Raw genomic sequence first — 26457 nt, forward strand, 5'->3', positions numbered from 1 at the left:
GTGCTGAGAAGCCCGGCAGAACCCCGTATGCCCGATGTAAGAAACCCCGGGACCGCGAGGGTCAGTGGCAGCCGCAGGAGCGGCGGACCACGAGCCGCGACGGGAACACCTTCAGGCGCTCGCGCCGCGAACCGGCGACGCGCACCGAGTCGTCGAGCACGAGGTCGACGGCGGACCGCGCCATCGCCGACCGGTCCGAGGCGACCGTCGTCAGCGGCGGATCCGTCAGACCCGCCTCCTTCACGTCGTCGAACCCGGCGACGGCCAGCTCGCCCGGCACGTCGATCCGCAGCTCACGCGCGGCCCGCAGGATGCCGAAGGCCTGGTCGTCCGTGGAGCAGAAGATGGCCGGCGGCCGGTCGGGCCCGGACAGCAGCGCGAGCCCGATCTCGTACGCGTCGTAGCGGTTGTACGGAGCCTCGAACAGCCGGCCCTCGGTGGAGCGGCCGGCCTCCTGCATGGCGCGGCGCCAGCCCTCGACGTGGTCGGAGACCGGGTCGCCGACGGACGGGGTCTCGGCGGTGCCGCCGAGACAGGCGACGTACTCGTGGCCGTGTTCCAGGAGGTGGCGGGTGGCGAGCTGGGCGCCGCCGATGTCGTCGATCACGACGGCGACGTCGTCGATGGCCTCGGGCCGCTCGTGCAGCAGGACCACGCGGGCGTCCCACGCCTCGATCTCGGCGGCGGCCAGGTCGTTCAGGCCGTGGCTGACGAGGATGAGCCCGGACACCCGCATCCCGAGGAAGGCCCGCAGATAGTGGACCTCGCGCTCCTCGACGTAGTCGGAGTTGCCGACGAGGACCATCTTTCCGCGCTCGGAGGCCGCCTGTTCGACGGCGTGCGCCATCTCGGCGAAGAAGGGCTGGCGCGCATCCGGCACGATCATGCCTATGAGGTCGGTCCGCCGCGAGGCCATGGCCTGGGCGACCCGGTCGGGCCGGTACCCCAGTTCCTTGATCGCGGCGAGAACGCGCTCGCGCGTGGCCGGGGCGACCGGCCGGGGTCCGTTGTTGATGACGTAGCTCACGACGGCGGTGGAAGTACCCGCAAGTCGTGCCACATCGTCCCGAGTCACCTTGGCCACGCGCGGAGTCTACGCGGATGGACCTAGCGCTGGGCAGATCGTCCGGCGGCTTCCCGAGGGGTGGACACCGACGGACGCTCGACGGGCCGCCGCGAGGTGCGCGTGCCCGTGGCCTCCGGCTTCGGCGTCGCCGCCTTGGCCTTCTCCGCGTCCGCCCCACGCTCGACCTTCTCGGGCGTCACGAAGCGGTATCCCACGTTCCGAACGGTCCCGATGAGCGACTCGTGCTCGGGCCCGAGCTTTGCGCGGAGGCGCCGTACGTGGACGTCCACCGTACGCGTGCCGCCGAAATAGTCATAGCCCCAGACCTCCTGGAGCAGCTGCGCGCGCGTGAAGACGCGGCCCGGGTGCTGCGCGAGGTACTTGAGGAGTTCGAACTCCTTGAAGGTCAGGTCGAGGACCCGCCCCTTCAGCTTGGCGCTGTACGTCGCCTCGTCCACGGAGAGGTCGCCGTTGCGGATCTCCATCGGGGAGTCGTCGGCGACGATCTGCCGGCGGCCCATCGAGAGGCGCAGCCGCGCCTCGACCTCGGCGGGGCCCGCCGTGTCGAGGAGTACGTCGTCGACGCCCCAGTCGGCGCTGACCGCCGCGAGGCCGCCCTCGGTCGTGACGAGGAGGAGCGGAGCGCTGAGGCCGGTGGAGCGGAGCAGCTGGCAGAGGCTGCGGACCTGCGGGAGGTCGCGGCGGCCGTCGACCAGGATCACGTCGGCGCCGGGGGTGTCGACGAGTGCGGGCCCCTCCGCGGGGGCGACTCGCACGTTGTGCAGCAGCAGACCGAGAGCGGGGAGCACCTCCGTCGACGGCTGAAGGGCGTTGGTGAGGAGCAGCAAAGAGCTCATGCGTCCTCACCTGCCTGGGTCGTCCTACGTTCGTGCACGGTTCGCTCGCCCATAACGTCTGGTTCCTCCTCGGTCCCATCGAGGACGTTTACGGCACTGCTTCGTACGGCGGCTCCGGGCCGGGCCCGGAAGCACAAAAGGACCCGGGGGCTTCGCTGCCCGGATCCTCTGCCTAGGACAATAGCCCACATGAAGTCGGGTCGGGCAGGTCAAGAGGCGCCATCTTCTGTGCAGCCGATCACTGCGCGGTCACGGCGTGTGATGCTGCACACGCGTGACGGCGTCGCCATCGAGGCGGCTTACGACCCCGGTCCGGGGCCCGCCGGCGGGCCGGTGATCGTGGTCGCGCACGGGTTCAGCGGGGACCTGGACCGGCCGCACGTGCGGCGGGCGGCGCAGGTGTTCGCGCAGCGTGCCGCCGTGGTCACGTTCTCCTTCCGCGGGCACGGGCGGTCCGGCGGCCGGTCCACCGTGGGCGACCGGGAAGTGCTCGATCTGGTGGCCGCCGTGGAGTGGGCGAGGTCACTCGGGCACGCGCACGTGGTGACGGTCGGCTTCTCGATGGGCGGTTCCGTCGTGCTGCGCCATGCCGCGCTGCACAAGGGGCGCACGGAGGCAGGCACCGACGCCGTGGTCTCGGTGAGCGCTCCGGCCCGCTGGTACTACCGGGGGACCGCGCCGATGCGGCGGCTGCACTGGGTGGTCACCCGCCCGGCGGGGCGGATCGTGGGCCGTTTCGGGCTCCATACGCGCATTCACCCGCATGAGTGGGACCCCGTGCCGCTGTCGCCGGTCGAGTCCGTTCCCCTGATCGCTCCGACGCCGCTGCTCATCGTGCACGGCGACCGCGATCCGTACTTCCCCCTCGACCATCCGCGGATGCTCGCGGGGGCGGCGTCCGGCCGAGCCGAACTGTGGCTGGAAAGGGGCATGGGGCACGCAGAGCACGCGGCGGACGACGGGCTCCTCGCGCGGATCGGCGACTGGGCCACGGCATCATGGACGACGGCAACCGCCGAATAGCCCCCGAGACAGGAGCGCCGTACATGGCCAACGGGACCATTCGTTACTGGGCCGCGGCCAAGGCGGCCGCCGGTGTCGCCGAGGAGCCGTACGACGCGGAGACCCTGGCGGACGCGCTGGCCGGTGTGCGCACGCGGCACCCCGGTGACCTGGTGCGTGTCCTGCAGCGTTCGTCGTTCCTGGTCGACGGTGACCCCGTCGGCAAGCGCGGGCATGAGACGGTACGGCTGGCCGAGGGCGGCACGGTCGAGGTGCTCCCGCCGTTCGCAGGAGGGTGACCCCGATGACCAACGAGCCGTACGACGAGTACGCACAGCCGTACCAGCCCCAGCAGACCCAGCAGTGGCAGGGCCAGACCTGGGACACGCAGGTGCAGTCCTCGTACCTGCCGCCGCAGGGACAGCAGGGCCAGCAGGGCCAGGGTTACGGGCAGCCGCACCAGGAGCCCTACGGGCAGGCGTACGCGCAGGCCGGTTACGGCGGGCAGGTGCCGGGTGACCCGGGCGCGTACCCGCAGCAGCCCGCTTACGCGCAGCCCCAGCCGGCGTACGCGTCGGGCGGGCAGCCGGTGGCCGCCGCCACGGCCGACGCGGAGGCGCCCGCCGCGGACGCCCCCCGGCTCACCGCCGCGCAGCGCGCCCGCGCCGAGGGGCGCTCGCCCGTCATCGAGCCCGGGATGCAGCCCGCCGCGCTGACCGCGCTCCTCGGACTCCTGCTCGCGGGCGGCGCCGCCGTCGGCTCGTACGCGCTGCTCGTGCCGCTTGTGCTGCTCCAGGCCGTCACGGCCGCCGGCTGGTTCCGGCTGAACGGGATGTGGCCGGCCCGGCAGGGCATCGCGCTGGCCTTCGCGGGCGGCGTCACCGCCGACATCGCCCTGCTCGTCGCGGGCCGGGAGAACGCGCCCGCCGCGATCCTCGGCACCCTCGGCGTCTGGGTCCTGCTCACCCTCGTCCTCCAGCTCCGCAGCCACGCGTCGCCGGACGAGCGCATGTACGGCCTGATGGCGACGGTCGCGTCGGCGGCGCTCGCCATCGTCGCGACGGGACATCTGGCGGCCGAGCCGCACGCGGTGACGGTCGGCGGCGTGGCCGTAGCCGTCGCCGTCCTCGCGCGGGCGATCCCGCTCCCGACGCCCGTCTCCGTGGTCGTCGCGCTGCTGGCCGCCGCGGGCGCCGGTATCGCGGCCGGGGGTGTCACGGGCCTGGGGTCCGACGGCGCGCTCCTCGGGCTCGGCGCCGGCGTCTGCGCCCTGATCGGCCACCGCGTCGCCAGCTACGACTACCCCTCCCGTTTCGTGCACATGACGGCGGGCGTGGCCCTGCCGCTGGCCGCCGCGGCACCCGCCGTCTACCTGCTCGGGCGGGTCGTCGGCTGACCTCTTCGCACGTGGCGGACCTGTCACAGCTGATCGACAACCTTGCGGCCGGGCCCTCTTCACGGGGGTCCGGCCGCGTACGGTTGCGAGCAGGAACTGTCGTACAGGTGGGGGGAAGCACCGGGTCATGCGTGCTCTGCGAGTACTTCTGATCGTCGTCGTGATCCTGGGCGGCCTGTTCGTCATCGCCGACCGGGTGGCGGTGAACTTCGCCGAGAACGAGGCGGCCGACCGTGTGCGCGCGAGCGAGGGCCTGCACCAGAACCCCGACGTGTCGATCAAGGGGTTCCCCTTCCTGACCCAGCTCGCGGGCGGCCGGTTCGACGACGTCCAGATCGGCATCGACAACTACGACCTCCCGCCGGCCGACGGCAAGAGCTCCGCCGGCCGCTCCCAGCCCATGCGCATCGACCGGCTGACCGCCGAGATGCACGGCGTCTCGTTCTCCGGCGACTACAGCGCGGCCACCGCGCAGCGCGCCGACGGCACCGCCCACATCAGCTACGCCGAACTGCTCAAGGCCGCGCGGACCCAGCCCGTCCAGCTGGTGCCCGGCCTCGTCTCGGCGCAGGTCGTGGGCCTGTCGGACGGCGGGAACGGGAAGATCAAGCTCGACATCAAGGCGAGTGTGCGGGGCGTGCCACTGTCCCGGCACTTCCCCGTCATGTCGTCGGTGAAGGTGCAGGGCGAGACCGTCTCCGTGACGGCGGTGGGGCTGCCGAAGCTGCCCGTTCCGGCCGGTGAGAAGGAGGTCCGCAGCGTCACCGACTTCAGCGAGCAGCTGGCGGGCCTGCCGGCCGGGCTGAAGCTGGACAAGATCGAGGCGGTGTCCGACGGCGTGGACATCTCGGTGACCGGCAAGGACGTGCGGCTCTCCCGCTGAGTCCTACTGAGTGCGGCCAAGGCCCTGAGCTGCACGGTTGCGGGGTCCGCCGGGCTCTGTAACAGCGGGGCGTGTCCGAACTGTGAGACGCACCTGTCCGCCCTGTAGATACACAGGCGGGACACCGGCCCCGCCGCGGGGCGGGAGTGATCACGAAGCCGCTCGCGTCCCACATATCGGACGATCTCGTCTCACGATATGACACACCGGTGACACGGCCGCCCGTGCCTACCTACGATCGGTGCCATGAAGCGACAGGCGGATCTCACGAAGCGGCGGGCAGTAGACCTGTGCCGCGTCGCCGCCATGCTCTGTCGCACCGTCTGAGCGGGACGGTAAATCCCGCTTCCCGAGGCCCCTCTGGTGGCCCACCCCTCGCGTACGCCGACGCCGCCTGCCCCCGCGCAGTGCCCCCGTCAGCCGCGCACCCGCACTCCCGAATTCCCGCCGTAACTGCCCCGGATGGAGAAGAAACATGAGCCGCAGCGACGTCCTGGTCGACGCCGACTGGGTCGAGGCCCACCTCGACGACCCGAAGGTCGCCATCGTCGAGGTCGACGAGGACACCTCGGCGTACGACAAGAACCACATCAAGAACGCGATCCGCATCGACTGGACCGACGACCTGCAGGACCCGGTCCGCCGTGACTTCGTCGACCAGGAGGGCTTCGAGAAGCTCCTCTCCGCGAAGGGCATCGCCAACGACACGACCGTCGTCCTCTACGGCGGCAACAACAACTGGTTCGCCTCCTACGCGTTCTGGTACTTCAAGCTCTACGGCCACCAGGACGTGAAGCTCCTCGACGGCGGCCGCAAGAAGTGGGAGCTCGACTCCCGCGACCTGGTCGACGGCTCCGAGGTCCCCAGCCGCCCCACCACGGACTACAAGGCCAAGGCCCAGGACGCCTCGATCCGCGCCTTCCGTGACGACGTCGTCGCCGCGATCGGCTCGAAGAACCTCGTCGACGTGCGTTCGCCCGACGAGTTCTCCGGCAAGCTGCTCGCCCCGGCCCACCTCCCGCAGGAGCAGTCGCAGCGTCCGGGCCACGTCCCGTCCGCGCGCAACATCCCGTGGTCGAAGAACGCCAACGACGACGGCACGTTCAAGTCGGACGAGGAGCTCAAGGCCCTCTACGAGGACGAGCAGGTCGACCTGGCGAAGGACACCATCGCCTACTGCCGCATCGGTGAGCGCTCGGCCCTGACGTGGTTCGTCCTGCACGAGCTGCTCGGCCAGGCCAACGTCAAGAACTACGACGGCTCGTGGACCGAGTACGGCTCCCTCGTCGGCGTGCCGATCGAGCTCGGCGCCAACAAGTAACCCCTCGAAACCTCCTGGAGAAACACATGTGTGGAGCGAAGGCCGGCGGCCCCGACGCCTCGACGATCAAGCCCGGTGAGACCACCATCCAGGGCCAGGTGACCCGCGACGGCGAGCCCGTCACCGGTTACGTGCGCCTCCTGGACTCGACCGGCGAGTTCACGGCCGAGGTCCCCACCTCGGCGACGGGTCAGTTCCGCTTCTACGCGGCCGAGGGCACGTGGACGCTGCGCGCCCTGGTGCCCGGCGGCACCGCGGACCGCACGGTCGTCGCCCAGACCGGTGGTCTTTCCGAGGTAGCCATCGCCGTGTGACGGCGGCCGCCGTGTGACGGCGGCGCACGAACGGCCGAGGGGCCGCACCTCCGGGGGTTGGACGCCTACGGAATCGAGGTGCGGTCCCTCGGTTTTTCTGTGCCCGCATCCGGCCGGGTTCTGCTTTTCCGGGGAACCGTCATGCCGTACCCCGCGTGTTCAAGGCAGTCGTCTGCTTCATTCCTGACGGTTGTCGCCTTTACCCAACTCCCTTACGGGGAAGGGTAGTCGGGGCCAGGAACACGGGATCGAGGGGAACGCCATGACCTCTGCGGAGGGGTACCACGTCGCGCACGGGGGCATGTCGGGACAGGCCGGTGAGCTGGACGGGTCGGGCGACGACGTCGCAAGGATCCGCGAGGCGGTGACCAGTCCGATGCGTTACGCCGAGGACGTCCTCGGCGGGTCCGACACCGGAGCGGCGTTCACCTCTTTCGCGGCCGCCTGGGAGGCCGAGACCAAGGTCCTCGAAGAGGCCCTGCACGAACTCGCCGACAAGGTCCGGCTCGCCGACCACGCGTACGGCGGCTCCGACATCGACGTACGGAACAACACCGACCGCGTCCGCGTGGTCCCGCTGCCCGCCCAGGCCGAGCGCCCCTCCGCGCTCTCCGGCTACTGACGGGGCCGCGGCCATGACGGAATCCACGGCGGAATCCACCAGCGACCGCCGGAGCAAGCTCGACGGCCTATGCCTGCTCATCCCCTTGTCCGGCAGCAAGAACCACCTGATCGGACTGATCGAGCGCGCCCTCGGTGTCCGCGCCCCGGTCGGAGACCCCGCGACGATCGAGGCGCTCGGCACCCGCTACACCGGCCAGACCGACGAGGCCGACGCCGTGCGGAAACGGATCGACAGGGTCGCCCGTAAGGGGCTGCCGCAGGCCTGGGTCGGCGAAACGAGCGTCCTCGCCTCCGAGGTCGTGAGCGCCGCGACCCGGGACGTCGACCAGCTGATCGAGGCGTTCCGGCGCGGCGGCACGGCCCTCGTCACGCTGGCCGACGCGCTGACGGCCGCGCAGGCCCTCGACGCCGCGGGCCGCGTGAAGCTGCACGACGCGCGCACCATGCTCGGCGGCAAGGACAACTTCTTGGACGACCTGATCGAGACCGACGAGGAGGAGGCCCTGCGCAAGCGGGCCCGCGCGCTGGCCACCGCCGGCGTCGAGGACCTGTGCTGCGCCGCCGCCGACATCGACGACGCCGCCCGCGCCGCGGCCCGCGAGCTCAACAAGTTCGCCGCCGAGGCCCGCGCGGGCCATATGGCCACCGACGAACTCACCGCCGCCGACCGCCTCGTCCTCGCCGACACCAGCAACACCCGGGGCGACCGCGAACTGAACGAGATCCTCAGCGCCAACGACCTCGCCCGTGCCGGCTCAGCCATGGAGAAGCTCTCCCCCGACGAACGGGCCCGCATGGAGGCGCTGTTGGCGTCCGCGAAGAGCCCGCAGGAGAGGGCGTACCTGATGAAGGCCCTCGCGGCCGGGTACGGCATCGCCGACGTCGAGACGTTCGGCCAGAAGATCCAGGGCAAGGACGCGGTGTGGCTCCAGTCGCACCTGGCGCCCGTCACCACGGGCTTCGTCTCCCTCGGCGACACCAGGGAGGACCAGGGCTTCCGCGGCGAGAAATGGGCGCAGGACGGCAGTACCTGCGTCCCGTCCTCGACGGTCACCGCGCGCGCCTACGTCGACCCGGTCTACGCCCTCCAGCTCACCGGCGGCCCCACCGGCCAGGACGAGGACCCCGCCCACTTCCGGGACCGCCTGCACGACGAGCAGAACCGGATGCACTGGGAGGGCGACGGCTCCTGGAAGATCGAATTTCCGGACGTTGTCCCGACCGGGATGGACCCCGACGGGCAGGAGGAGATCTCCGACAAGGAACTCGGCCCGCACACCGGCGACTCGTACGAGCCGCAGGAGATGAAGACTCCCGCCGACCGGCGCGACATTCTGCCCGACATCGAGAAGTCCGTCGCCGAGGGCAGGCCCGTACCCGTCAACATCTCCAGCACGGTCGACGGCGAGCACCACGGGCACAGCCTGATCATCATCGGGCAGGAGGGCGACCGGCTGCAGGTCTACAACCCGTGGGGCGCCACGTCCTGGATCAGCGAGGACCAGTTCATCCGCGGTGACCTCGAAAGCGTCACCGACGACCGGTTCTCCAAGGAGAAGCACAATGCCGATCTCAACACCGTCTACATCAAGCAGGGCTGAGCCGGTCCTGCGTACCGCCCTGGTCTGCGCCGCCGGCCTCGCGCTGCTCTCCGGCTGCGGCGGCGGGCCGGAGTCCTTCGGGGCGGGCGGGAGCCGGAACGTCACCGTCGGCAAGGGGGACACGTTCACGCTTGAGGTCCCGGCCAACCCGGCCCTCGGTCAGAACTGGTACCTGGCGGGCCCGCGCCCCGACCGGGGCGTCGTCACGTACAAGGGGAAGCGCGAGGAGTACGAGGGCGGGGGCGAGGACCTCATCGGCAGCGGGGACGGCACCCAGTTCTTCGACTTCCGGGCGCGTGCAGCCGGTACGACGACCGTGAAGCTGGTCTTCTGCCCGCGCGGCATGTGCCGGAGCGCCGCCGAGGTGAGCGCGAGCCCGGTCCCGACGGCCACGACCACGGCGGCCCCGACGGACGCGGACGACGAGATCGCGTACTACGTCTACACGGTCACCGTCACCTGAACCTGAGGGGACCACAGCGGCTCAGCGCCGCTTCTTGCCGTCCAGCTCGTCCCACCACTCGTCGGACTTCGCGTCGCCGGACGGGTCGTCCCACCAGCGGTCGTCGGGCCCGCGGCGGTTCGCGACGACGGCGGCGACGGGCGGGATCACCATCGCGACGAGACACATCACGACGGCGGCCGGTACGGACCACAGCCGCACGACACCCCACGCCAGGACGAAGAGGCCGATACAGAGGCCCATCATGGCGAAGTACATATGACGACGCCGCGCGTACATGTACTCAGCGTAGGCCCGCGCACCCCCAAAACGCAGGCCGGAATACGCCACTAGTAAACGAGCGCCTGAGTCCCCTCGGCCATCGCCTCCTGCACGAACACCTGCGCCCCCGCGATCCGGACGCCCTCCAGGACGTCCTTCTCCGTGATGTCGCGGCGGGCGGCGCACTGCGTACAGAGCGTGATCTGCCCGGCGGCCAGGATCGAGTCGATCAGGTCGGGGAGCGGGGCGGCGTGCGGCAGCTCGAACTCGGCGGCACGGCCCGGCAGCGCGAACCACGCCGACTCGCCGGTCAGCCAGAGCGAGACCTCCACACCACTGGCCACGGCCACCGCCGCCACGGTGAAGGCCTGAGAGCACCGCTCGGGAGCATCGGCCCCGGCGGTCACCTTGATCACGAGCTTGTTCGCCATGGCGGAATCGTATTCCGGCGGCCCGGCGCCGCTGCCTTTGGCCGGTGCCCGCACCCCGCATGGGTGCCCTCACCGAGAAGGCCGGGCCGAGCCCGGATAAAGTGGGCCCGGCTCATTACTGCCCATACAACGCTCACCGAGGAGCACCCCGTGCTTGAGGCCTTCTTCTCCGCCCTGCTCGTCCTGGTCTGCGTCGGCGTTCTCGCGTTCGCCGGGCTGACCGTGAAGAAGCTGTACCAGGGCCAGCGCTGACCCCCGTCAGCATTCGGCAAAGACGCTCAGACTTCAGAGAGACGCTTCGCAGATCATGATCGAGATCCCCTCCGACCTGCACCCCGACCTCGTCCCCCTGGTGTTCCTCCTCGGTGACTGGGCGGGCGCGGGCGTCACCGACTTCCCCGGCGCCGAGAAGGCGAACTTCGGGCAGGAGGTCTCCTTCACGCACGACGGGCGGGACTTCCTCGAGTACCACTCGCACACCTGGATCCTCGACTCCGAGGGCAACAAGGTGAAGCCCCTCGAGTCCGAGTCCGGCTTCTGGCGCATCGACAAGGACCGCAAGGTCGAGGTCGTCATGGTCCGCAACGACGGCGTCGTCGAGGTCTGGTACGGCGAGCTCGCCGACCAGAAGCCGCAGATCGACCTGGTCACCGACGCCGTCGCGCGCACCGCGGCCTCCGGCCCGTACACCGGCGGCAAGCGGCTCTACGGCTACGTGAAGAGCGACCTGATGTGGGTCGGCGAGAAGCAGACCCCCGAGGTCGAGCTGCGCCCCTACATGTCGGCCCAGCTGAAGAAGGTCGTCTCGCCCGACGACGTCGCCGAGATGGCCCGCAACCTGCCGGACCTGCCCGACGACGGCATCGCTTTCTTCAAGTAATCCGCCTCTTCAAGTAGTCCGCTTCTTCCAGTGCTCCGCGGAATCCCGGGGCGGGCCCGCACGCCCTAGACTCGTCGGTGTGGTGAGCACCGAAAGCACCGACTGGAAGAGCGATCTGCGGCAGCGTGGCTACCGGCTGACGCCGCAGCGTCAGCTGGTCCTCGAAGCTGTCGACACCCTGGAGCACGCGACCCCCGACGACATTCTGGGCGAGGTGCGCAAGACGGCGTCGGGGATCAACATCTCCACCGTCTACCGCACGCTCGAGCTGCTTGAGGAGCTGGGGCTCGTCAGCCACGCGCACCTGGGGCACGGTGCGCCGACGTACCACCTCGCGGACCGGCACCACCACATCCACCTGGTGTGCCGGGACTGTACGAACGTGATCGAGGCCGACGTGAGCGTCGCCGCCGAGTTCACGGAGAAGCTGCGCGAGACGTTCGCCTTCGACACGGATCTCAAGCACTTCGCGATCTTCGGGCGCTGCGGGGAGTGCGCGGCGAAGCAGCCGGAGGCGTAAGCGGGGCGCGGGCAGGAATAAGAGTGCCCGCCCACTCGTCGTAGTGTCTGTGAGCATGAAGAGCCCCCTCCTGTCCCTGCCCGGCGCCGTCCCCGCCGAGGGCGTGGACGAAGGCGTCGCCGCGCACTACGGCGACCTGTTCCGCGAGCAGCGCACCCTCGCCGACGGCACCGGCCTCGTCGACCTCTCCCACCGCGGCGTCATCACCGTCACCGGCGACGACCGCCTCGCCTGGCTGCACCTGCTCCTGACGCAGCACGTCAGCGACCTGCCGGCCGGCCAGGCCACCGAGGCCCTGATCCTCTCCGCGCACGGCCACATCGAACACGCCCTGTACCTCGTCGACGACGGCACGACCGTGTGGGCCCACGTCGAGCCGGGCACGCGCGAGGAGCTGATCGCGTACCTGGAGTCGATGAAGTTCTTCTACCGGGTCGAAGTCGCCGACCGGACCGAGGAGTTCGCGGTCGTCCATCTGCCGGCCGGTTCGATCGCGCCGGTCCCGGGCGGGGTGGCCGTTCTTGAGACGCCGTACGGCCGTGACGTGTTCCTGCCGCGCGCCGACCTGGAGACGTACGCGGCTCAGAACGGGCCCGCGATCGGACTCCTCGCGTACGAGGCCTTCCGCGTCGAGAACCACCGGCCGCGCCTCGGCTTCGAGACCGACCACCGCACGATCCCGCACGAGCTCGGCTGGATCGGCACCGCCGTCCACCTCCAGAAGGGCTGCTACCGAGGCCAGGAGACCGTCGCCCGCGTCCAGAACCTCGGCAAGCCGCCGCGCCGCCTGGTCTTCCTGCACCTGGACGGCAGCGACGTGCACCTGCCCCCGCACGGCGCCCCCGTCCGCCTCGCCTCCGACGGCGTCGAGGGCCGCAAGCTGGGCTTCGTCACGACGTCCGTACGGCATCACGAGCTCGGCCCGATCGCGCTCGCGCTCGTGAAGCGGAACGTACCGGTGGACGCCGACCTCATCGTGGACTCGACCGCGGCCGCGCAGGAGACCGTCGTCGAGCCCTGAGGGGCCCGCCGGCCCTGAGGGGCTTTGCTCAGATTTCCAGTAGCACCGTGAACGGGCCGTCGTTCGTCAGGGACACCCGCATCTTCGCCCCGAACCGGCCCGTCTCCACCGTCGCCCCGAGCGCGCGCAGCTCCGCCACCACTTGGTCGACCAAAGGCTCGGCCACCGGTCCCGGAGCCGCCGCGTTCCAGGTGGGGCGACGACCCTTACGGGCATCCCCGTAGAGGGTGAACTGGCTGATGACCAGAAGCGGGGCGTCGATGTCGCTGCACGACTTCTCGTCGGCGAGCATCCGCACCGACCAGAGCTTGCGGGCGAGCTGAGCCGCCTTCGCCGGAGTGTCCTCGTGCGTCACCCCCACCAGCACACATAGCCCCTCGCCCTTGATCTCGCCGACGGTTTCCTCACCGTCGGCCCCGTCCACGACGACGCTCGCGCCGTCGACCCTCTGCACCACTGCTCGCATAAATCCATCATGCCGTGCTCACCAAACGCCCATCCGGGGCGGATTAGGGGCACTAGTGCACAGAGCGGCCACTCGGGGTGGCACCATGCTTGAAGTCAGTCTTTGGACGGCCCCCCGCGCGGTATACCGCGTCGGTCCGGTTTGAGGGGACGGTAGGACGCAATGAGCAACACATCGAGCATCGGACAGCCTCATGGGCCCGTTTCATTGACGCACGCCAGCCGCATCACCGGTGCGAACCGGATGAGCACACCACGCCCGCCCACGCAGCGGATCGACAGCCCCGAACTCCCCGAGCCGCCCGGTTACAACCTCTCCGCGCTCCGGCTCCCCGAACTGCGCACCCTGCGCCGCGCGGCCCAGCAGGACGAGGCCGACCTGAGCTACCTGCGGCGGCTGCTGCAGGGCCGGATCGACATCCTCCGCGCCGAGCTCTCCCGGCGCCGGGGCCCCGAATCGCCCGTCGTGGACCGGCTCTCCGAGATCCTCGCCGACAAGTCCGCCCGGCACCGCTCCTCCGCCCGCCATGTCAGGGTCGGCACACCGCGCGGCGAGGAGTACCGCGATCTCGCCGCCCAGATGCTCGCCGAGGTCGAGCTCTCGGACCTCGACGCCCGTACGGACGACGAACTCCACTCGGCGATGGGCCGCCTCGTCCGCTACGAACAGCAGGTCTCCCGGCGCCGGCATCTGCTCCAGTCGACGGCCGACGATTGCAGCGCCGAGATCGCCCGCAGGTACCGTGAAGGGGAAGCCCAAGTAGACGACCTGCTCGCGTGACGCGCCCGCACCGGTGATCCCGGTGGCCCGTCCGGAGCGGGCGCGCCCCGCTCCGGAAGGCCACCACCCATGTCCCGTATATCCGCCGTGTCCCCGTCCCCGGTCCTCGCCGAGGTCGTCCGTTCGGGTTTCGTCGAGGGCCGGCATCGCGGAAGCCTGGTGGTCCTCGCCGCGGACGGGTCCGTGGAGCGCGCGCTCGGGGACGTGGACGCGCCGGTCTTCCCGCGCTCCTCGAACAAGCCGATGCAGGCGGCCGGCATTCTGCGCGCGGGCCTCGAGGTTTCGGGCGAGCGCCTCGCCCTCGCGGCGGCGAGCCACTCCGGCGAGACCTTCCACCGTGACCTCGTGCAGAAGATGCTCGCCGAGTACGACCTGAGCGCGGGCGACCTCCAGTGCCCGCCCGACCTGCCGCTCGACCCGGTCGAGACGGAGTCGTACCTCGCGTCGGGCGCCGCCCGTGACCGCGTCACGATGAACTGCTCCGGCAAGCACACGGCCATGCTCGCCGCCTGCGACGTGAACGGCTGGCCGAAGGACTCGTACCTCGACCCCGAGCACCCGCTCCAGAAGCTCATCCACCAGGTCGTCGAGGAGGCCGCCGGCGAGCCCGTCGCGGCGGTCGGTACGGACGGCTGCGGCGCGCCCCTCATGGCGATCAGCCTCACGGGGCTCGCGCGCGCCTTCCGGAGTTTCGTGCTCGCCCCCGAGGGTTCGGCGGAGCGCCGGGTCGCGGACGCGATGCGCGCCCACCCCGAGTACGTCGCCGGCACGCGCCGCCCGGACACGTGGCTGATGCGCGCGGTCCCGGGCGCCCTCTCGAAGATGGGCGCGGAGGCGGTCCAGGCGCTCGCCCTCCCGGACGGCCGGGCGCTCGCTTTCAAGATCGACGACGGCGCGGGGCGCGCCCTCGGCCCGGTCTTCGCGCGTGCGCTCGCCTCTCTCGGGGTCTCCGGGGACGTGGTCGAGCGCATCGGAGCGGCACCGCTGCACGGGGGCGGGGACGTGGTGGGAGAGATCCGGGCGACGTTCTAGGGTTCGGCGCGCGGGGGTCGGGGCTCGGCGATTGGCAGGTTCCGGCCGCCTGGCAGGCCAAGTACCCGCCCATACCTGCCAATCCCCGCCGCACCCCGCGCTCCGGCCGCCCCCTAATTGGGTGGCTGGGGGCCGGGGCGCCGCTTAGCGTGGGCGCATGACCCGCGACGAGAGTGACGTACGGCCGATCATCGACGTGCGGACGATCACGGATGACGAACTCGGGGAGTGGTCCCGGGCGCTGAATACGGGGTTTCTGCGGAGCGCGCCCGTTTCGCGGGAGGCCCTGGAGATTCGCAGGGAGCACACCCGTACGTCCCGGATCTCGGGCGCGTTCGACGACGGGCGGTGTGTCGCCACGTTCCGTTCCTTCGCGCAGGAACTGACGGTGCCCGGGGGCGCGGTCGTCCCGACCGACGCGATCTCGAACGTGACGGTGAGCGCGACGCACCGGCGGCGCGGGCTCCTCAGCCGCATGATGGCGGCCGATCTGACCGCCGCGCGGGCGCGCGGGGACGTCGCCGCGACACTTATTGCCGCCGAGTACCCGATCTACGGCCGGTTCGGCTTCGGGCCCGCGACGAGTGTCGCCGAGTGGGAGATCGACGTCCCGCGCAGCGGCCTCGACCCGAACCGGCCGCTCCCGGACGACGGCGGCCGTATCGACTTCGTCGACGGCCAGGAGGTACGGAAGACGGGGCCGGAGCTGTACGAGCTGCTGCGGACCCGTCAGCATGGGCTCATCGACCGGGACTTCCACTGGTGGCCGCGGAACACGGGCCTCCTCGCGACGCCCGAGTCGCCGTGGAAGGAGCCGTTCTACGCGGTTTACCGGTCGCCGGAGGGCGAACCCCAGGGCCTCGTGAGTTACACGATCGACGACAAGTGGGGCGACGGCAAGCAGCCGCTCAACACGGCGACGGTGCGGGATCTGATCGCCGTCACCCCGGCGGCCGAGCGCGCCCTCTGGCACTACGTCTGCTCGGTCGACTGGGTCACGACGGTCCGGACGGGCTACCGCGCCCCGGACGATCTGCTTCCGCATCTTCTCCCCGACCCGCGCGCGGCCCGGGTCGTCACGCAGGCGGACTGGCTGTGGGTGCGGATCCTGGACGTCGTAAGGGCACTTGAGGCGCGTACGTACGAGGGTTCGGGTTCGCTGGTGCTTGAGGTCGGTGACGCGGACGGGCTTTCCGGGGGCCGTTTCCGGCTTGACGCGGAGCCCGGGGGAGCGGTGTGCGCGCCGACCTCGGAGGAACCCGAACTGACGCTGGACGTGGGTGAGTTGGGGCGGCTCTGGCTGGGTGACGAGTCGGCGGTGCGGCTCGTCGCGCTCGGCCGGGTCAGGGAGGAGAAGGAGGGCGCCGCCGCTGTGGCCGACGCCCTGATGCGTACGTCCAGGCGCCCTTGGTGCCCGGACGTGTTCTGATCCGAAGGCTGAGGCATGACCGGGCTCCCGGCTCCCCTCCAGGAGGGAGCCCGGTCAGCCGTTCTGGGAGAGCAGCATCACGAGGATCACCGCTCCGATGCCGCTGACGACGTTGTTCTTGGCCTTGAGGCCGACGGAGAGGGCGACGAAGGCGATGATGCCCATCGGCCCGTACTTCCACTGGATCAGCTGCTCGAACCCGATGGCGAGCGCGGCTACGGCTATGGCGATGAACGGCATCTCTGTCCTCCTTCGGTCCGCTTCGGTCCCTGTGGCGTTCAGTCCTTCAGTCGTGCGGTTCGGGTCGTTCGCTTCGGTGGGCTGGTAGCCAACCTTCCGGGTGGTTGACCATGTCGCCTAAGTTGGCAACCAACTCCACGATGGTTATCTCCGCCCGAGGCCGACTCGTAACCATCTTTTCTGCAACTCCCCAAGATGGGCGGAAGTTGTGGAGTCTGTGGGCCTTTTGACGGGAAGAATGTGAACATCACCCGCCGTCAGGCAGGGGCCGTCAGAGTGCGGGCCGGGTGAGCGTCAGGGTCAGCAGGATGGCCCCGACGGAGCTGCAGGCGGTGCTCTTCCTCCTGGCGCCGATCGCGAGAAGCAGCAGGCCGGCGATCCCGACAGGGCCGTAACGCCAGTGCACCAGCTGCTCGAAAGTGACCACGAGCACCGCGGAGAAGAAGGTGAGGACGGTCATGGTGGTTCCTCCTTCAGCCATCTTGCTCCAAGTTGGCAACCAACTACGATGAAGTTGTCCCCACTTGGTCGGGATCGATAAACAACTCTTCAACAACTCCCCAGCAACTCCCGCCAAGTGACGGTTAGTTGTAGCGTTTGGTTGTGACCCAGGAGAGCGTTGCTGTGAACGGCACCAGAAGGTCCTCACCCCAGGCGATCGCCGACGCCCTGCGGGAACGCATCAAGACAGGTGAACTCCGCGCGGGCGAGCGGCTGCCGACGCAGGCCGAGCTGGCGGAGGAGTTCGGCGTGGAGCGCGGCACCGTACGCCAGGCACTGCGCTCTCTCCAGGAAGACGGCCTGCTCAGCAACGTGAGCAAGGGCAGCCCGCCGAGGATCGCCGAGCAGGCGCCGGCCCGTGACGAGCCCCAGCGCACGATGGTCGGCCTGGCCCCGCGGCTCTCCGAGGCGTTCGCGGCGCCGCATGTGAAGATCGACGCCGTCTGCCTCACCGCGGAGACGTTGATGCTGGCGCTCGCCGAGCCGCTGCGCCACATCCACGAGGGCCGTATCAAGCCCGAGTCGGTCGACGTCCGCATCCTGCTGCCGAGCCGCGACATCTCCCTCGCGTTCCCGGTCGCGGTCGACGACGGCAGCCACGACAACGTCGTGCACCAGCGCTGGCTGAACCAGCGCAACGCGCAGGGCATCGTGCTCCGCCACAACCTGCGCGCCCTGCGGTCCTCGCACGGCATCGACGTACGGGTCACGTTCCGGGCGCTGCCGTTCACCCCGCCGGTCAAGCTCTACCTACTCAACGGGAGCGAGGCGCTCCTCGCGTACTACCTGGTCACGCGGCGGGAGGAGGAGGTCGAGAGCGGCAAGCTCGACATGTACGACACCCTCGGGACGGAGTCGCTGCTGTTCTCGTTCGAGAAGCGGACCGGGCAGCGGGACATCGCGTTCGTGGAGGAATCACAGAAGTGGTTCGACGCCCTCTGGGAAACCATCACGTCGGACCTGACACTCTCCTAGTGACTTGTGATGAATCGAAGCAGACTGTTCCGGTGGCCGAAGAGACGGAATCACTGCGGGAATTGATCAGAAGAGCACGCTTCGTGCTCTTCGACTTCGACGGGCCCATCTGCCGGCTCTTCGCCGGGCACTCCGCCGCGCGGGTGGCCGTCGAGCAGGTCCGCTGGCTGGAGGAGCGCGGCCTGCACGGCCTGCTCACCGAGGCGGAGCGCGCGGCACCGGACCCGCACGCCGTGCTGCGCGCCGTCGACCGGCGGCGGCCCGGCAGTGATCTCGTCGTCGAGCTGGAGGAGCGCCTCACGCAGCAGGAGCTGACGGCGGTGGCCTCGGCCTGGCCGACGCCGTTCGCGGACCCGCTGATCAGGACGTGGTTCGCGGTGGGCGCGCATCTGGCGGTCACGACCAACAACTCACCGAGTGTGGCGAACCGTTACCTCACCACCCGCGGACTCGCCGGCTGCTTCACCCCGCACATCTACGGCCGCACCCAGGACCTCCACCTCCTCAAGCCCCACCCGCACTGCGTCAACCGCGCCCTCGCCGCGATGGGCGCGAACCTCGATTCATCCCTGATGATCGGCGACACCCCGTCCGACCTCGAAGCGGCGACGGCGGCCGGCATCGCGTTCCTCGGCTACGCCCGCAACGAACGCAAGGCGAAGGTCCTCAAGGACGCGGGGGCGGAGGCGATCGTGGTGGGGTCACTGGAGCCGGTGGTGGGGATACTGCGGGAGCGGGCTGCCTGAATCGGGCGCCGGCGGTATTCCGTAGCTCCCTGTGGAAGGTGCCTTACGCCTGCAGCATCAGCAGGAGGAGGAGCACGGCACCGACGGCCAGCCAGTTCTCGCTGCGCGTCCGGATGCTGATGGTGAGAAGGGTCAGGGCGAAGAGTCCCATGGCTCCGTACCGCCACTGGACCAGCTGCTCGAGGCCGATGACCGCGAGGTTCGACAGCAGTTGGATGACGATCATGGTTCCCCCTCCTTAGAAGTCGTATGCCAGGTGTTTTCACTCCCGTGAACCGATCAACTAGTCGTCCAATTGGACTGGTTGACGTGAATTGGTTTTCCCCTGCCGTTCTGATCCAGTAACCGGCACTCTCGTGCCGTCTTCAACTTGACTGATTTCGGTGTGCAGTTGGACTGAAAGAGGTACGGTCGCCTCATGGCCGGTGTGCAAGGACGTGACCGCGGCGGCAGGGAAGTGTGGCGCGTCGCCGAGACGCTGCGCGCCCGCATGGGTGACGGCACGTATCCCTTGAAGGGCCTCCTGCCTCCGCAGCGGGAGCTCGCCTCGGAGTTCGACGTCTCCAGGGACACCGTGCAGCGGGCTCTGAGGGAGCTGGCGAGCGAGGGCTGGATCGAGACCCGCCAGGGCAGTGGAACCCGGGTGATCAAGAAGCAGCGGATCCAGTCGTACACGGCGAAGGGCTCGCGGGACGGCCATGTCTCCCTAGGTCCCCTGATCAGCGAGGCGTTCGAGCGCGACGAGGTGACGCTGGACGTCTACACGCTCACGTCCGAGTCGCTCGACACACACATCCGGTTCCAGGCGGAACGGATCCGGGCCCGGGAGATCGCCCCTCGGAGGATCAGCCTGCGGATGCTGCTGCCGGCCCAGTCTCTCGAAATGCCCTACCCGCGGGCGCTGGACCCTTCCGACGACCCGGTGCTGAGGGACCGGCTGCACGGCATCACGCGCCGCCACACCGCCTCGCTCCGCCGCGAACTGCGCCAGTTGCGGGCGGAGGGGCTGACTCCGGACGCCGGCCTCGAGATGCGCTACGCGCCACTCACGCCGAGCTTCAAGCTCTACCTACTCAACGGCGCCGAAGCGCTGCAGGGCCCGTACGAGGTGATCGAGCGGCCGATCGTGCTGGACAACGGCCAGGAGATCGCGGCGCTCGACGTCCTCGGGTTCGGGGCGACGCTCACGCACTACGTGAAGGACGAGGACGAGAACTCGCGGGGCTCGGTCTTCGTGAAGACGTGGCAGGGCTGGTTCGATTCCGTGTGGAACCGCCTCTCCGAGCCGGACGGCTGAACCCCATACGCCGTTCTCTTCGAACGGTTCCCCCACCGGAGGGTGGGGCTTTACGTCAATCAGACCGGCGGCCGTGCACGCGGGCGGCAGGGGCGCATTCTGGCCACTATGGTGTGCATCACTTTTTACGGCGTGGCACGAATATCCAGGAGCGGTCAGTGGGCGCATCTCTCGCCCAGAGTTCCCCTCGGCGAAGCGGCATCGACGAGGACATGTGGTCCCGTTTCCGGTGGCAGGCGGCGCTCGAGGGCCGGGAGCTCGGCGGTCATCACAACCGGAACTACGTGTATCCGCTGACCAAGCCCATGGCGCGGGCCCTGCGGCAGCCGCCGGAGACCCGGGTGACCGTGCGCGTGCGCAAGGCCGACGTCCCGCCCGTGGTGATCCGGACGTGGCCGGATGAGAAGGGCATCCTGGATGCCGTCGTCGGAGTGCTGCCGCACGTTCCGCGGTGTCTGTTCAAGCGGGACGACATGGTGATCCACAGCTATGTCGAGGGCGTGTCGCTCGCCATGGTCTGCCCGAACGGCAAGCCGGTCGACTCGCGTCTGATCTCGGCTCTGGCCGGACTGCTCGCCGACATGACGCGGGTGCCGGCTCGTCGCCTGCCACCGTTGCCGCGGTTCTGGCCCCGGAAGGGAAAGGACAGCAGGGCCTTCCTCCGGGCCCTGGTCACGGCGGCGGAAGACCAGATCCGTACGCCCAATTGGACTGCTTTCGGTGGGCTGTTCGCGGCGCTCGGGATCGCCGACGACGCCCTGCTCCGGTTCGCCGAGCGGGTTCCCGCCCTCACGAAGCGGCCGTTCAGCCTGCTGCACGGAGATCTGCACCGGGGCAACGTCATCGTCCCGTACCACGACGATCCGCCGCTGATCTGCGTCGACTGGGAGCTGGCGAGTTACGGCGATCCGCTGCACGACCTCGCCACGCATCTCGTACGGATGGACTATCCGTCCGACCAGTGGGACGAGGTGATCGCGGAGTGGCGCCGGGCGATGGGGCGTACGCGTCCCGAGGCGACGCACGGGCTCGACTCCGACCTCCGGCACTACGTCGACTTCGAGTACGCGCAGTCGGTGTATCCGGACGTCATCCGGGCCGCCATGTCACTCGGTGACGCGTTCGCGCAGCGGGAGCTGGACGTCGCGGCCCAGTCCGTGCACCGGGCGCTGCGGCGGGCGGCGAAACCCCTGCTCCTCAAGCACGTGCCGGACGTGACCAAGATCGGGCCGATCCTCTTCCGCTGGCGTGAGGCCCAGAAGGGGGCCCGGAAGCCGGCCGTGCCGGGCATCTCCTGGACGAGGGACGCGCGGGTGCCCGAACACCCGGACTTCCCCGGGCAGTTCGTGGTGCGGGCGCTGCTCGCGGAAGGCGGTGCCACCGCTGACCAGGTCTTCAAGGGGACGGCGCACCTCAGCACGGTGGTCCGGGTTCCGGGGGCCGGTTTTCCGGTGATGGTGCGGCGTAAGGCGGGCTCGGTGAGTCACCGGGAGCCGCGGTACCTCCCGGAGCACGCGGTCCTGCGGGCCATCGAGGAGGCGCGGGTCGGGGTCAGGGCGCCGCGGGTGTTCGCCCTGGGGGTGAGCAATCTGGGGGATCAGTTCTCGATCCACTCCTACGAGGGTTCGTCCCATGGTTTCCGCCCGCCCGAACACCCCGTTCACGGTCTGCGGCCGCACGAGGCGGACGATCTCGTCGACCAGTTGTGCGCCTTGACCAAGGTGGACACGAGAGAGCTCGACACGGCCAAGGGGAGCCACGACTTCTACGGCTGGCTGAGTCAGGAACTGGTACAGCTCGTCGACGGCCTCCCCAAGGAGTCCCGCAAGCTGGCGATCAAACTGGGGCTCCCCGGCGCCCGCTGGCTCGAATGGAGCCTGGGCCGCCACCAGGTGTCGTGGCGCGGCCGCTTCCTCCTGCACGGTGACCTCAACCCGTGGAACATGGTGCGCCGCGAGGACGGCGGCCTGACGCTCATCGACTGGGAGATGGCGGTCATCGGGGATCCGCTGTACGACCTGGTCCGGCACATGCACCTGACCCCGACGAACGCCGAGATCCGCCGCCGCATGTTCGCGCGCTGGACCAAGGGTCTGCCCGAACGTTTCACCACAGGCTGGAGGGCCGACCGGCACGTCTACCGCTCCATCGAGATCGTCCGCTCCGCCTACGTGGACCTCGACCGCCTCGCCACGGGTACCAGCCTCGACGCCCCCAACGTCCTGAGGGCAGTGGACACGTACGCGATCACGCTTCACAAGGCGCTGGCGTGGCTGGGGATGCCGGCGGGGCGGACGAATCCGTATCTGGCGCGGGCGTTGCCCAGTGGGGAGTACGGGCGGGCGGAGAGTGCGGGGGCGGTCGGCGGAGTGTGAGCCCCCGGGCGAGGCCGCCGCAGGCCCGTACCCTTCCTCCGTATGAGCACCGGCGAAGTGGGTCTCCGCGAGCGTAAGAAGCGGCGGATGTATGAGGCGATCTCCGAGGCGGCGATCGGGCTGTTTCTCGAGAAGGGGTTCGAGAACGTGTCGGTCGCCGAGGTCGCGGCCGCTGCCGAGATCTCCAAGCCGACCCTCTTCCGGTACTTCCCGACCAAGGAAGACCTCGTCCTGCACCGGTTCGCCGATCACGAGGACGAGGCCGCCCGGGTCGTATCCGGGCGGGACGACGGGGTGACCCCGCTCGCGGCGCTGCGGGCGCACTTCTTCGACGGCCTCGCCCGGCGCGACCCGGTGACCGGCCTGAACGACCACCCGGCGGTGCTCGCCTTCCACCGGCTGCTCTACGGCACGCCTTCGCTGGTCGCGGGGATGTACGGGTTCCAGCAGCGGTCCGAGGCGGCGCTGGCGGAAGCGCTCGGCGAGGGGGTCGCGGCGCGCGTCTCGGCCGGGCAGATCGTGGCCGTACAGCGGATTCTCGCGATGGAGAACTGGCGGCGGATCGCCGCCGGGGAGAGCGCCGACGCGGTGGCACCGGACGCCGCGGAGGCCGCTGAGCTGGGGTTTCGGCAGTTGGAGCGGGGGATCGGGTAGCTGGCGGGGGACCGAGGCGGGGCTGTCGGCGGGCACGTGCGCGGCCGCCGGGATTATGAGAGTAAGTAAAAAATGTTACCCGGTTACGTTATCTTGGCGAGGTGACCACCGATGCCGTCGACCTCGATCCCGACCTCGATCCCGGCCTCCGCACCCTCGTCCAGGAACGCGACCACCACGACCTGTGCCGCGCAGCCCTCGCCGCGATGATCGAGGGGGCCGACGAACAGGTCGTCGTCGGTGAGGACGTCTCCGCCTCCGGAGCCGACGCCGAAGTGCTCGGTTACCAGCTGCGCAGCAAGGCCAAGGAACTTCATGAGCTGCCCGAGGTCCCGCTCTTCTTCGGGCGCCTCGACTTCGCGGACGGGGACGGCGCCGGCGATCACGCCGGACAGAGCTACCACGTCGGACGGCGCCGCATCAGCGAGCACCCGGCCTCCCCGCCGCTCGTCGTCGACTGGCGCGCGCCCGTCTCGCGCGCCTTCTATCAGGCCGGACCCCAGGATCCGCAGGGCGTCGCGGTCCGGCGGCGCTTCGGCTGGGCCCCCGGCAGCAAGGGCGACTCCGCCGATCTGACCGGCCTGGAGGACGAGTGGCTCACGAGTGGCGTCTTCGCAGGTGAGAGCCGGATCGTCGCCCGTGAGATCGAGCGGCCGCGCGTCGGCCCCATGCGGGACATCGCCGCCACCATCCAGCCCGAACAGGACGACCTCGTCCGCGCCGGTCTCGCCACCTCCGTCTGTGTGCAGGGCGCCCCCGGCACCGGCAAGACAGCGGTCGGCCTGCACCGGGCCGCGTACCTCCTCTACACCCACCCCCAGCGCGTCCAGCTCGGCGGGCTCCTCATCCTCGGGCCCAACCGCACCTTCCTCCGCTACATCTCCGAGGTGCTGCCCGCGCTCGGCGAGAGCGGTGTGCGCCAGTCCACCGTCGAGGAGATCCTCACGGAGGAGTGCGGAACCGCGGTCGCCAGGGCCCGGACGTACTTGGACGGCGAGGCCGCGGCCGAGGTGAAGCACGACGTCCGTATGGCCGCCGTTCTGCGTCGCGCCCTCTATGCGCGCGTGCGGCCCGACGCCGCCCCCGACTCCTTCGCCGTACCCGACGGTTCGTACCGCCGGCGGGTGCCGGCCGCCGTGCTCACACGGATCGTGGAGCGCGTACGGGAGGAGGAGCCGCCGTACGCGACCGGGCGGGAGCGGGTGCGGAGCCGGGTCGTGCGGCACCTTCAGGAGCAGGCCGAGCGGAGGTCAGGGCCGGTCACCAGCCTCTGGCTGCACAGGACCGGAAGGTCCCGGCCGATGGGCGCGTTCCTCGACGCGGTGTGGCCGAAGGCGCGGCCCGAAGAGGTCGTGGCCGCGCTCCTCGGGGACGCGGACGCCCTCGCCGCCGCGGCGGACGGGTTCCTCGACGCCGACGAGCAGCGGGCGATCCTGTGGGCGAAGCCGCCGCGCTCCTACCGTTCGGCCGCGTGGTCGGCGGCCGACCTGGTCCTTCTCGACGAGGTCGCCGGGCTCCTCGAACACCCTGCCGGCTACGGGCACATCGTCGTCGACGAGGCCCAGGATCTCTCTCCGATGCAGGCCCGTTCGATCGCCCGGCGCGCCGCGTTCGGGTCGCTGACCGTACTCGGCGACCTCGCGCAGGGCACCACCCCGTGGGCGGCCCGCACGTGGGGCGAACTGCTCGGCCACCTGGGCAAACCCGACGCCTTGATCGCGCCTCTGACCACCGGGTTCCGCGTCCCCGGCACGGTCGTCGCGCTCACCAACCGGCTCCTTGACCTCCTCGACGTGGACGTGCCGCCGGCCCGTTCCCTGCGCCAGGACGGCGAGCTGAGGATCCGCCCGGCCGAGGACGTGATCGCGGAGACCGTCGACGCCGTGCGCGAGGCGCTCGCGCACGAGGGGTCGGTGGGCGTCGTCGCGGCGGACGGGGAGACGGTGACCGCGCTGCGAACTGCCTTGGCAGGTGCGGGAATTGAGGCTGGCGGCCCGGATGATCCGGCGGCGCGGGTCACCGTGCTCGGCGCCTCCGTCGCCAAGGGGCTCGAATATGACCACGTCGTCGCCGTCGAACCGGCCGCAGTCGCCGAGGCCGAGCGCCGCGGCCTGCACCGGCTGTACGTAGTCCTGACCCGCGCGGTCTCCCGCCTCGACATCGTCCACAGCCGCCCGCTCCCGTTCGCGCCGTAGGCCTGGCGGCGATTGGCGGTTTTGGGCGGGTGGGCGGGGCCGGCCGGCGCCCGGTTCTGCCAATCTGTCCGCCCCGGTCCGGGGGCCCGTACGCTGGCAAGGTGATGCTTGAGGATCTCGTTCGGCTGCGGCGGGCTCGGGACACGATGGACCGGGATTACGCGGAGCCTCTTGACGTCGCGGCGCTTGCTCGGGGTGCGCATATGTCTCCCGGGCACTTCTCGCGCAGCTTTCGCGCTGCCTTCGGGGAGACGCCGTACAGCTATCTCATGACGCGGCGCGTCGAGCGGGCGAAAGCGCTCCTGCGGCGGGGGGATCTGAGTGTGACCGAGGTCTGTTTCGCGGTCGGGTGTACGTCGCTCGGGTCGTTCAGTTCGCGGTTCACCGAGCTTGTGGGGGAGACCCCCAGTGCGTACCGGGCCCGGCCTCATGACGACGGTGCGGTCATTCCGGCCTGCGTTTCGAAGATCCATACGCGGCCGGTCAGGAATCGGGAAGCGCCGCAGGCGTGAGGCGCGGGCGCGACTCGGGTGGTGAGGTGCTCGGGGAGCGGGGCCGGCGGTCGTACGGTGGGCGGGATCGCGGCCCTTTCGGGTGGCGTGGCGCACTTTTGCAAGCAGGCGCTTGCAATAGTTAGCGGAGTCGGGGCAGTATCGAAGCATGGCAACGCTCAACGTCGGCAATCTCGGTGAGTACCTGCGCGAGCAGCGCCGTAGCGCGCAGCTCTCGCTACGGCAGCTCGCCGATGCCGCCGGGGTGTCCAATCCGTATCTGAGCCAGATCGAGCGCGGGCTTCGCAAGCCGAGCGCGGAGGTCCTCCAGCAGGTCGCGAAAGCGCTGCGGATCTCCGCGGAGACGCTGTACGTGAGGGCCGGGATCCTCGATGCGGAGCGGGAGCGGGACGAGGTGGAGACGCGTGCCGTCATCCTCGCCGACCCCTCGCTCAACGAGCGCCAGAAACAAGTGCTGTTGCAGATCTACGAGTCCTTCAGGAAAGAGAACGGGACCGACGTTCAGCGCGGCGCCGACGAAGACGAAGACGAGAACGGGCACCCCGACGACGGCCCCCACGCGGCCGGCGCGGGCGGTGCCGAACCCCCAAGCTGACGCCGATGTGATCCGGGAGG

Annotated in this window: 32 protein-coding genes; 24 read left to right on the forward strand and 8 right to left on the reverse strand. The window is 70.1% G+C overall.

Annotated features, from left to right (window positions below; translation table 11 throughout):
• Positions 1-61: 61 nt before the first annotated feature.
• Both ABZ893_RS15200 and ABZ893_RS15205 read right to left on the reverse strand, forming a co-directional pair.
• Complete coding sequence (locus ABZ893_RS15200; protein WP_361402584.1) at positions 62-1084, reverse strand: LacI family DNA-binding transcriptional regulator; 1023 nt, start codon at positions 1082-1084, stop codon at positions 62-64.
• 23 nt (positions 1085-1107) lie between these two features.
• Positions 1108-1923 carry a response regulator transcription factor gene (locus tag ABZ893_RS15205; protein ID WP_361402587.1) on the reverse strand — a complete coding sequence of 272 codons (816 nt, stop codon included), beginning with the start codon at positions 1921-1923 and terminating at the stop codon, positions 1108-1110.
• A 261-nt stretch (positions 1924-2184) separates the two neighbouring features.
• Here ABZ893_RS15205 and ABZ893_RS15210 point away from each other — a divergent pair, with 261 nt between their 5' ends.
• The 10 genes from ABZ893_RS15210 to ABZ893_RS15255 all read left to right on the forward strand — a co-directional run bounded on the left by ABZ893_RS15210 (position 2185) and on the right by ABZ893_RS15255 (position 9527).
• The gene (locus ABZ893_RS15210) at positions 2185-2946 is read left to right on the forward strand and encodes an alpha/beta fold hydrolase (RefSeq protein ID WP_361402590.1); all 762 of its coding nucleotides are present in this window, start codon (positions 2185-2187) and stop codon (positions 2944-2946) included.
• Positions 2947-2969: 23 nt separating this feature from the next.
• Complete coding sequence (locus ABZ893_RS15215) at positions 2970-3224, forward strand: MoaD/ThiS family protein (protein WP_361402593.1); 255 nt, start codon at positions 2970-2972, stop codon at positions 3222-3224.
• 5 nt (positions 3225-3229) lie between these two features.
• Positions 3230-4321 (forward strand): hypothetical protein, encoded by a 1092-nt coding sequence (locus tag ABZ893_RS15220; RefSeq protein ID WP_361402595.1) that lies wholly within the window; start codon positions 3230-3232, stop codon positions 4319-4321.
• A 127-nt stretch (positions 4322-4448) separates the two neighbouring features.
• Positions 4449-5204 (forward strand): DUF2993 domain-containing protein, encoded by a 756-nt coding sequence (locus tag ABZ893_RS15225; RefSeq protein WP_361402598.1) that lies wholly within the window; start codon positions 4449-4451, stop codon positions 5202-5204.
• Between the two features lie 246 nt (positions 5205-5450).
• Positions 5451-5531 carry a putative leader peptide gene (locus ABZ893_RS15230; protein ID WP_350203226.1) on the forward strand — a complete coding sequence of 27 codons (81 nt, stop codon included), beginning with the start codon at positions 5451-5453 and terminating at the stop codon, positions 5529-5531.
• A gap of 148 nt (positions 5532-5679) precedes the next feature.
• The gene (locus ABZ893_RS15235) at positions 5680-6525 is read left to right on the forward strand and encodes a sulfurtransferase (protein ID WP_361402601.1); all 846 of its coding nucleotides are present in this window, start codon (positions 5680-5682) and stop codon (positions 6523-6525) included.
• Positions 6526-6551: 26 nt separating this feature from the next.
• Positions 6552-6839 carry a DUF1416 domain-containing protein gene (locus tag ABZ893_RS15240; RefSeq protein ID WP_361402603.1) on the forward strand — a complete coding sequence of 96 codons (288 nt, stop codon included), beginning with the start codon at positions 6552-6554 and terminating at the stop codon, positions 6837-6839.
• A gap of 262 nt (positions 6840-7101) precedes the next feature.
• Positions 7102-7461, forward strand: a complete 360-nt coding sequence (locus ABZ893_RS15245; protein WP_361402606.1) for a hypothetical protein — start codon at positions 7102-7104, stop codon at positions 7459-7461.
• Between the two features lie 13 nt (positions 7462-7474).
• Entirely contained in the window at positions 7475-9064 is a 1590-nt protein-coding gene (locus ABZ893_RS15250) for a peptidoglycan-binding protein (RefSeq protein WP_361402609.1), read from the forward strand.
• A complete protein-coding gene (locus tag ABZ893_RS15255) occupies positions 9027-9527 on the forward strand; it encodes a protease inhibitor I42 family protein (RefSeq protein WP_361402612.1) in 501 nt (166 codons plus the stop codon). The genes ABZ893_RS15250 and ABZ893_RS15255 overlap by 38 nt, the downstream gene beginning before the upstream one ends.
• 21 nt (positions 9528-9548) lie before the next feature.
• On the opposite strand, the gene ABZ893_RS15260 is transcribed toward ABZ893_RS15255, so the two are convergent.
• Both ABZ893_RS15260 and ABZ893_RS15265 read right to left on the reverse strand, forming a co-directional pair.
• A complete protein-coding gene (locus tag ABZ893_RS15260; RefSeq protein ID WP_361402615.1) occupies positions 9549-9806 on the reverse strand; it encodes a DUF3099 domain-containing protein in 258 nt (85 codons plus the stop codon).
• A gap of 50 nt (positions 9807-9856) precedes the next feature.
• Positions 9857-10219, reverse strand: coding sequence for a DsrE family protein (locus ABZ893_RS15265; RefSeq protein WP_361402618.1), 363 nt, complete (start codon positions 10217-10219; stop codon positions 9857-9859).
• Positions 10220-10526: 307 nt separating this feature from the next.
• On the opposite strand from ABZ893_RS15265, the gene ABZ893_RS15270 reads away from it, so the two are divergent.
• From ABZ893_RS15270 to ABZ893_RS15280, 3 genes are all read left to right on the forward strand, one after another.
• Positions 10527-11099 carry an FABP family protein gene (locus ABZ893_RS15270; protein ID WP_361402621.1) on the forward strand — a complete coding sequence of 191 codons (573 nt, stop codon included), beginning with the start codon at positions 10527-10529 and terminating at the stop codon, positions 11097-11099.
• 79 nt (positions 11100-11178) lie between these two features.
• Positions 11179-11619, forward strand: a complete 441-nt coding sequence (locus ABZ893_RS15275; RefSeq protein WP_361402624.1) for a transcriptional repressor — start codon at positions 11179-11181, stop codon at positions 11617-11619.
• 55 nt (positions 11620-11674) lie between these two features.
• Positions 11675-12640: a folate-binding protein gene (locus ABZ893_RS15280; protein WP_361402627.1), complete on the forward strand. Its 966-nt coding sequence runs from the start codon at positions 11675-11677 to the stop codon at positions 12638-12640.
• Positions 12641-12668: 28 nt separating this feature from the next.
• Here the strand turns inward: ABZ893_RS15280 and dtd are convergent, their stop codons facing one another.
• Positions 12669-13106, reverse strand: a complete 438-nt coding sequence (dtd, locus tag ABZ893_RS15285; RefSeq protein WP_361402630.1) for a D-aminoacyl-tRNA deacylase — start codon at positions 13104-13106, stop codon at positions 12669-12671.
• 243 nt (positions 13107-13349) lie between these two features.
• On the opposite strand from dtd, the gene ABZ893_RS15290 reads away from it, so the two are divergent.
• The 3 genes from ABZ893_RS15290 to ABZ893_RS15300 all read left to right on the forward strand — a co-directional run bounded on the left by ABZ893_RS15290 (position 13350) and on the right by ABZ893_RS15300 (position 16347).
• Positions 13350-13886 (forward strand): ABC transporter substrate-binding protein, encoded by a 537-nt coding sequence (locus tag ABZ893_RS15290; RefSeq protein ID WP_361402633.1) that lies wholly within the window; start codon positions 13350-13352, stop codon positions 13884-13886.
• Positions 13887-13955: 69 nt separating this feature from the next.
• Entirely contained in the window at positions 13956-14918 is a 963-nt protein-coding gene (locus tag ABZ893_RS15295; RefSeq protein WP_361402636.1) for an asparaginase, read from the forward strand.
• 157 nt (positions 14919-15075) lie between these two features.
• Positions 15076-16347 (forward strand): GNAT family N-acetyltransferase, encoded by a 1272-nt coding sequence (locus ABZ893_RS15300; RefSeq protein ID WP_361402639.1) that lies wholly within the window; start codon positions 15076-15078, stop codon positions 16345-16347.
• 54 nt (positions 16348-16401) lie between these two features.
• Here the strand turns inward: ABZ893_RS15300 and ABZ893_RS15305 are convergent, their stop codons facing one another.
• Both ABZ893_RS15305 and ABZ893_RS15310 read right to left on the reverse strand, forming a co-directional pair.
• Entirely contained in the window at positions 16402-16587 is a 186-nt protein-coding gene (locus ABZ893_RS15305) for a hypothetical protein (RefSeq protein ID WP_361402641.1), read from the reverse strand.
• A 271-nt stretch (positions 16588-16858) separates the two neighbouring features.
• Complete coding sequence (locus ABZ893_RS15310) at positions 16859-17047, reverse strand: hypothetical protein (RefSeq protein WP_361402644.1); 189 nt, start codon at positions 17045-17047, stop codon at positions 16859-16861.
• A gap of 137 nt (positions 17048-17184) precedes the next feature.
• Here ABZ893_RS15310 and ABZ893_RS15315 point away from each other — a divergent pair, with 137 nt between their 5' ends.
• Together ABZ893_RS15315 and ABZ893_RS15320 are read left to right on the forward strand one after the other, a co-directional pair.
• Entirely contained in the window at positions 17185-18063 is an 879-nt protein-coding gene (locus tag ABZ893_RS15315; protein WP_361402647.1) for a winged helix-turn-helix domain-containing protein, read from the forward strand.
• Between the two features lie 32 nt (positions 18064-18095).
• A complete protein-coding gene (locus ABZ893_RS15320) occupies positions 18096-18809 on the forward strand; it encodes an HAD hydrolase-like protein (RefSeq protein ID WP_361402649.1) in 714 nt (237 codons plus the stop codon).
• A 43-nt stretch (positions 18810-18852) separates the two neighbouring features.
• Here the strand turns inward: ABZ893_RS15320 and ABZ893_RS15325 are convergent, their stop codons facing one another.
• Positions 18853-19035 carry a hypothetical protein gene (locus tag ABZ893_RS15325; protein ID WP_361402652.1) on the reverse strand — a complete coding sequence of 61 codons (183 nt, stop codon included), beginning with the start codon at positions 19033-19035 and terminating at the stop codon, positions 18853-18855.
• A gap of 192 nt (positions 19036-19227) precedes the next feature.
• On the opposite strand from ABZ893_RS15325, the gene ABZ893_RS15330 reads away from it, so the two are divergent.
• The 6 genes from ABZ893_RS15330 to ABZ893_RS15355 all read left to right on the forward strand — a co-directional run bounded on the left by ABZ893_RS15330 (position 19228) and on the right by ABZ893_RS15355 (position 26437).
• Positions 19228-20106 carry a GntR family transcriptional regulator gene (locus tag ABZ893_RS15330; RefSeq protein ID WP_361402655.1) on the forward strand — a complete coding sequence of 293 codons (879 nt, stop codon included), beginning with the start codon at positions 19228-19230 and terminating at the stop codon, positions 20104-20106.
• Between the two features lie 158 nt (positions 20107-20264).
• Positions 20265-22481, forward strand: coding sequence for an aminoglycoside phosphotransferase family protein (locus tag ABZ893_RS15335; RefSeq protein WP_361402658.1), 2217 nt, complete (start codon positions 20265-20267; stop codon positions 22479-22481).
• 42 nt (positions 22482-22523) lie between these two features.
• A complete protein-coding gene (locus tag ABZ893_RS15340; RefSeq protein ID WP_361402661.1) occupies positions 22524-23135 on the forward strand; it encodes a TetR/AcrR family transcriptional regulator in 612 nt (203 codons plus the stop codon).
• A gap of 101 nt (positions 23136-23236) precedes the next feature.
• Positions 23237-25330, forward strand: a complete 2094-nt coding sequence (locus tag ABZ893_RS15345) for an AAA family ATPase (RefSeq protein ID WP_361402665.1) — start codon at positions 23237-23239, stop codon at positions 25328-25330.
• 101 nt (positions 25331-25431) lie between these two features.
• The gene (locus tag ABZ893_RS15350; RefSeq protein ID WP_361402668.1) at positions 25432-25842 is read left to right on the forward strand and encodes a helix-turn-helix transcriptional regulator; all 411 of its coding nucleotides are present in this window, start codon (positions 25432-25434) and stop codon (positions 25840-25842) included.
• 148 nt (positions 25843-25990) lie between these two features.
• Positions 25991-26437 carry a helix-turn-helix transcriptional regulator gene (locus ABZ893_RS15355; RefSeq protein ID WP_361402671.1) on the forward strand — a complete coding sequence of 149 codons (447 nt, stop codon included), beginning with the start codon at positions 25991-25993 and terminating at the stop codon, positions 26435-26437.
• Positions 26438-26457 lie beyond the last annotated feature (20 nt).

This window comes from Streptomyces sp. NPDC046821 (assembly GCF_040645335.1).
Lineage (GTDB): Bacteria > Actinomycetota > Actinomycetes > Streptomycetales > Streptomycetaceae > Streptomyces.

What these genes read in the sequence shown, in the direction of transcription:
- ABZ893_RS15215 (WP_361402593.1), top strand. Translation starts at nt 2,970, where the DNA reads ATGGCCAACGGGACCATTCGTTACTGGGCCGCGGCCAAGGCGGCCGCC.
- dtd (WP_361402630.1), bottom strand. Translation starts at nt 13,106, where the DNA reads ATGCGAGCAGTGGTGCAGAGGGTCGACGGCGCGAGCGTCGTCGTGGAC.
- ABZ893_RS15290 (WP_361402633.1), top strand. Translation starts at nt 13,350, where the DNA reads ATGAGCACACCACGCCCGCCCACGCAGCGGATCGACAGCCCCGAACTC.
- ABZ893_RS15230 (WP_350203226.1), top strand. Translation starts at nt 5,451, where the DNA reads ATGAAGCGACAGGCGGATCTCACGAAGCGGCGGGCAGTAGACCTGTGC.
- ABZ893_RS15340 (WP_361402661.1), top strand. Translation starts at nt 22,524, where the DNA reads ATGAGCACCGGCGAAGTGGGTCTCCGCGAGCGTAAGAAGCGGCGGATG.
- ABZ893_RS15205 (WP_361402587.1), bottom strand. Translation starts at nt 1,923, where the DNA reads ATGAGCTCTTTGCTGCTCCTCACCAACGCCCTTCAGCCGTCGACGGAG.
- ABZ893_RS15325 (WP_361402652.1), bottom strand. Translation starts at nt 19,035, where the DNA reads ATGATCGTCATCCAACTGCTGTCGAACCTCGCGGTCATCGGCCTCGAG.
- ABZ893_RS15245 (WP_361402606.1), top strand. Translation starts at nt 7,102, where the DNA reads ATGACCTCTGCGGAGGGGTACCACGTCGCGCACGGGGGCATGTCGGGA.
- ABZ893_RS15225 (WP_361402598.1), top strand. Translation starts at nt 4,449, where the DNA reads ATGCGTGCTCTGCGAGTACTTCTGATCGTCGTCGTGATCCTGGGCGGC.
- ABZ893_RS15210 (WP_361402590.1), top strand. Translation starts at nt 2,185, where the DNA reads ATGCTGCACACGCGTGACGGCGTCGCCATCGAGGCGGCTTACGACCCC.
- ABZ893_RS15330 (WP_361402655.1), top strand. Translation starts at nt 19,228, where the DNA reads ATGGCCGGTGTGCAAGGACGTGACCGCGGCGGCAGGGAAGTGTGGCGC.
- ABZ893_RS15240 (WP_361402603.1), top strand. Translation starts at nt 6,552, where the DNA reads ATGTGTGGAGCGAAGGCCGGCGGCCCCGACGCCTCGACGATCAAGCCC.
- ABZ893_RS15220 (WP_361402595.1), top strand. Translation starts at nt 3,230, where the DNA reads ATGACCAACGAGCCGTACGACGAGTACGCACAGCCGTACCAGCCCCAG.
- ABZ893_RS15355 (WP_361402671.1), top strand. Translation starts at nt 25,991, where the DNA reads ATGGCAACGCTCAACGTCGGCAATCTCGGTGAGTACCTGCGCGAGCAG.
- ABZ893_RS15300 (WP_361402639.1), top strand. Translation starts at nt 15,076, where the DNA reads ATGACCCGCGACGAGAGTGACGTACGGCCGATCATCGACGTGCGGACG.
- ABZ893_RS15295 (WP_361402636.1), top strand. Translation starts at nt 13,956, where the DNA reads ATGTCCCGTATATCCGCCGTGTCCCCGTCCCCGGTCCTCGCCGAGGTC.
- ABZ893_RS15260 (WP_361402615.1), bottom strand. Translation starts at nt 9,806, where the DNA reads ATGTACGCGCGGCGTCGTCATATGTACTTCGCCATGATGGGCCTCTGT.
- ABZ893_RS15250 (WP_361402609.1), top strand. Translation starts at nt 7,475, where the DNA reads ATGACGGAATCCACGGCGGAATCCACCAGCGACCGCCGGAGCAAGCTC.
- ABZ893_RS15265 (WP_361402618.1), bottom strand. Translation starts at nt 10,219, where the DNA reads ATGGCGAACAAGCTCGTGATCAAGGTGACCGCCGGGGCCGATGCTCCC.
- ABZ893_RS15270 (WP_361402621.1), top strand. Translation starts at nt 10,527, where the DNA reads ATGATCGAGATCCCCTCCGACCTGCACCCCGACCTCGTCCCCCTGGTG.
- ABZ893_RS15280 (WP_361402627.1), top strand. Translation starts at nt 11,675, where the DNA reads ATGAAGAGCCCCCTCCTGTCCCTGCCCGGCGCCGTCCCCGCCGAGGGC.
- ABZ893_RS15255 (WP_361402612.1), top strand. Translation starts at nt 9,027, where the DNA reads ATGCCGATCTCAACACCGTCTACATCAAGCAGGGCTGAGCCGGTCCTG.
- ABZ893_RS15235 (WP_361402601.1), top strand. Translation starts at nt 5,680, where the DNA reads ATGAGCCGCAGCGACGTCCTGGTCGACGCCGACTGGGTCGAGGCCCAC.
- ABZ893_RS15310 (WP_361402644.1), bottom strand. Translation starts at nt 17,047, where the DNA reads ATGACCGTCCTCACCTTCTTCTCCGCGGTGCTCGTGGTCACTTTCGAG.
- ABZ893_RS15305 (WP_361402641.1), bottom strand. Translation starts at nt 16,587, where the DNA reads ATGCCGTTCATCGCCATAGCCGTAGCCGCGCTCGCCATCGGGTTCGAG.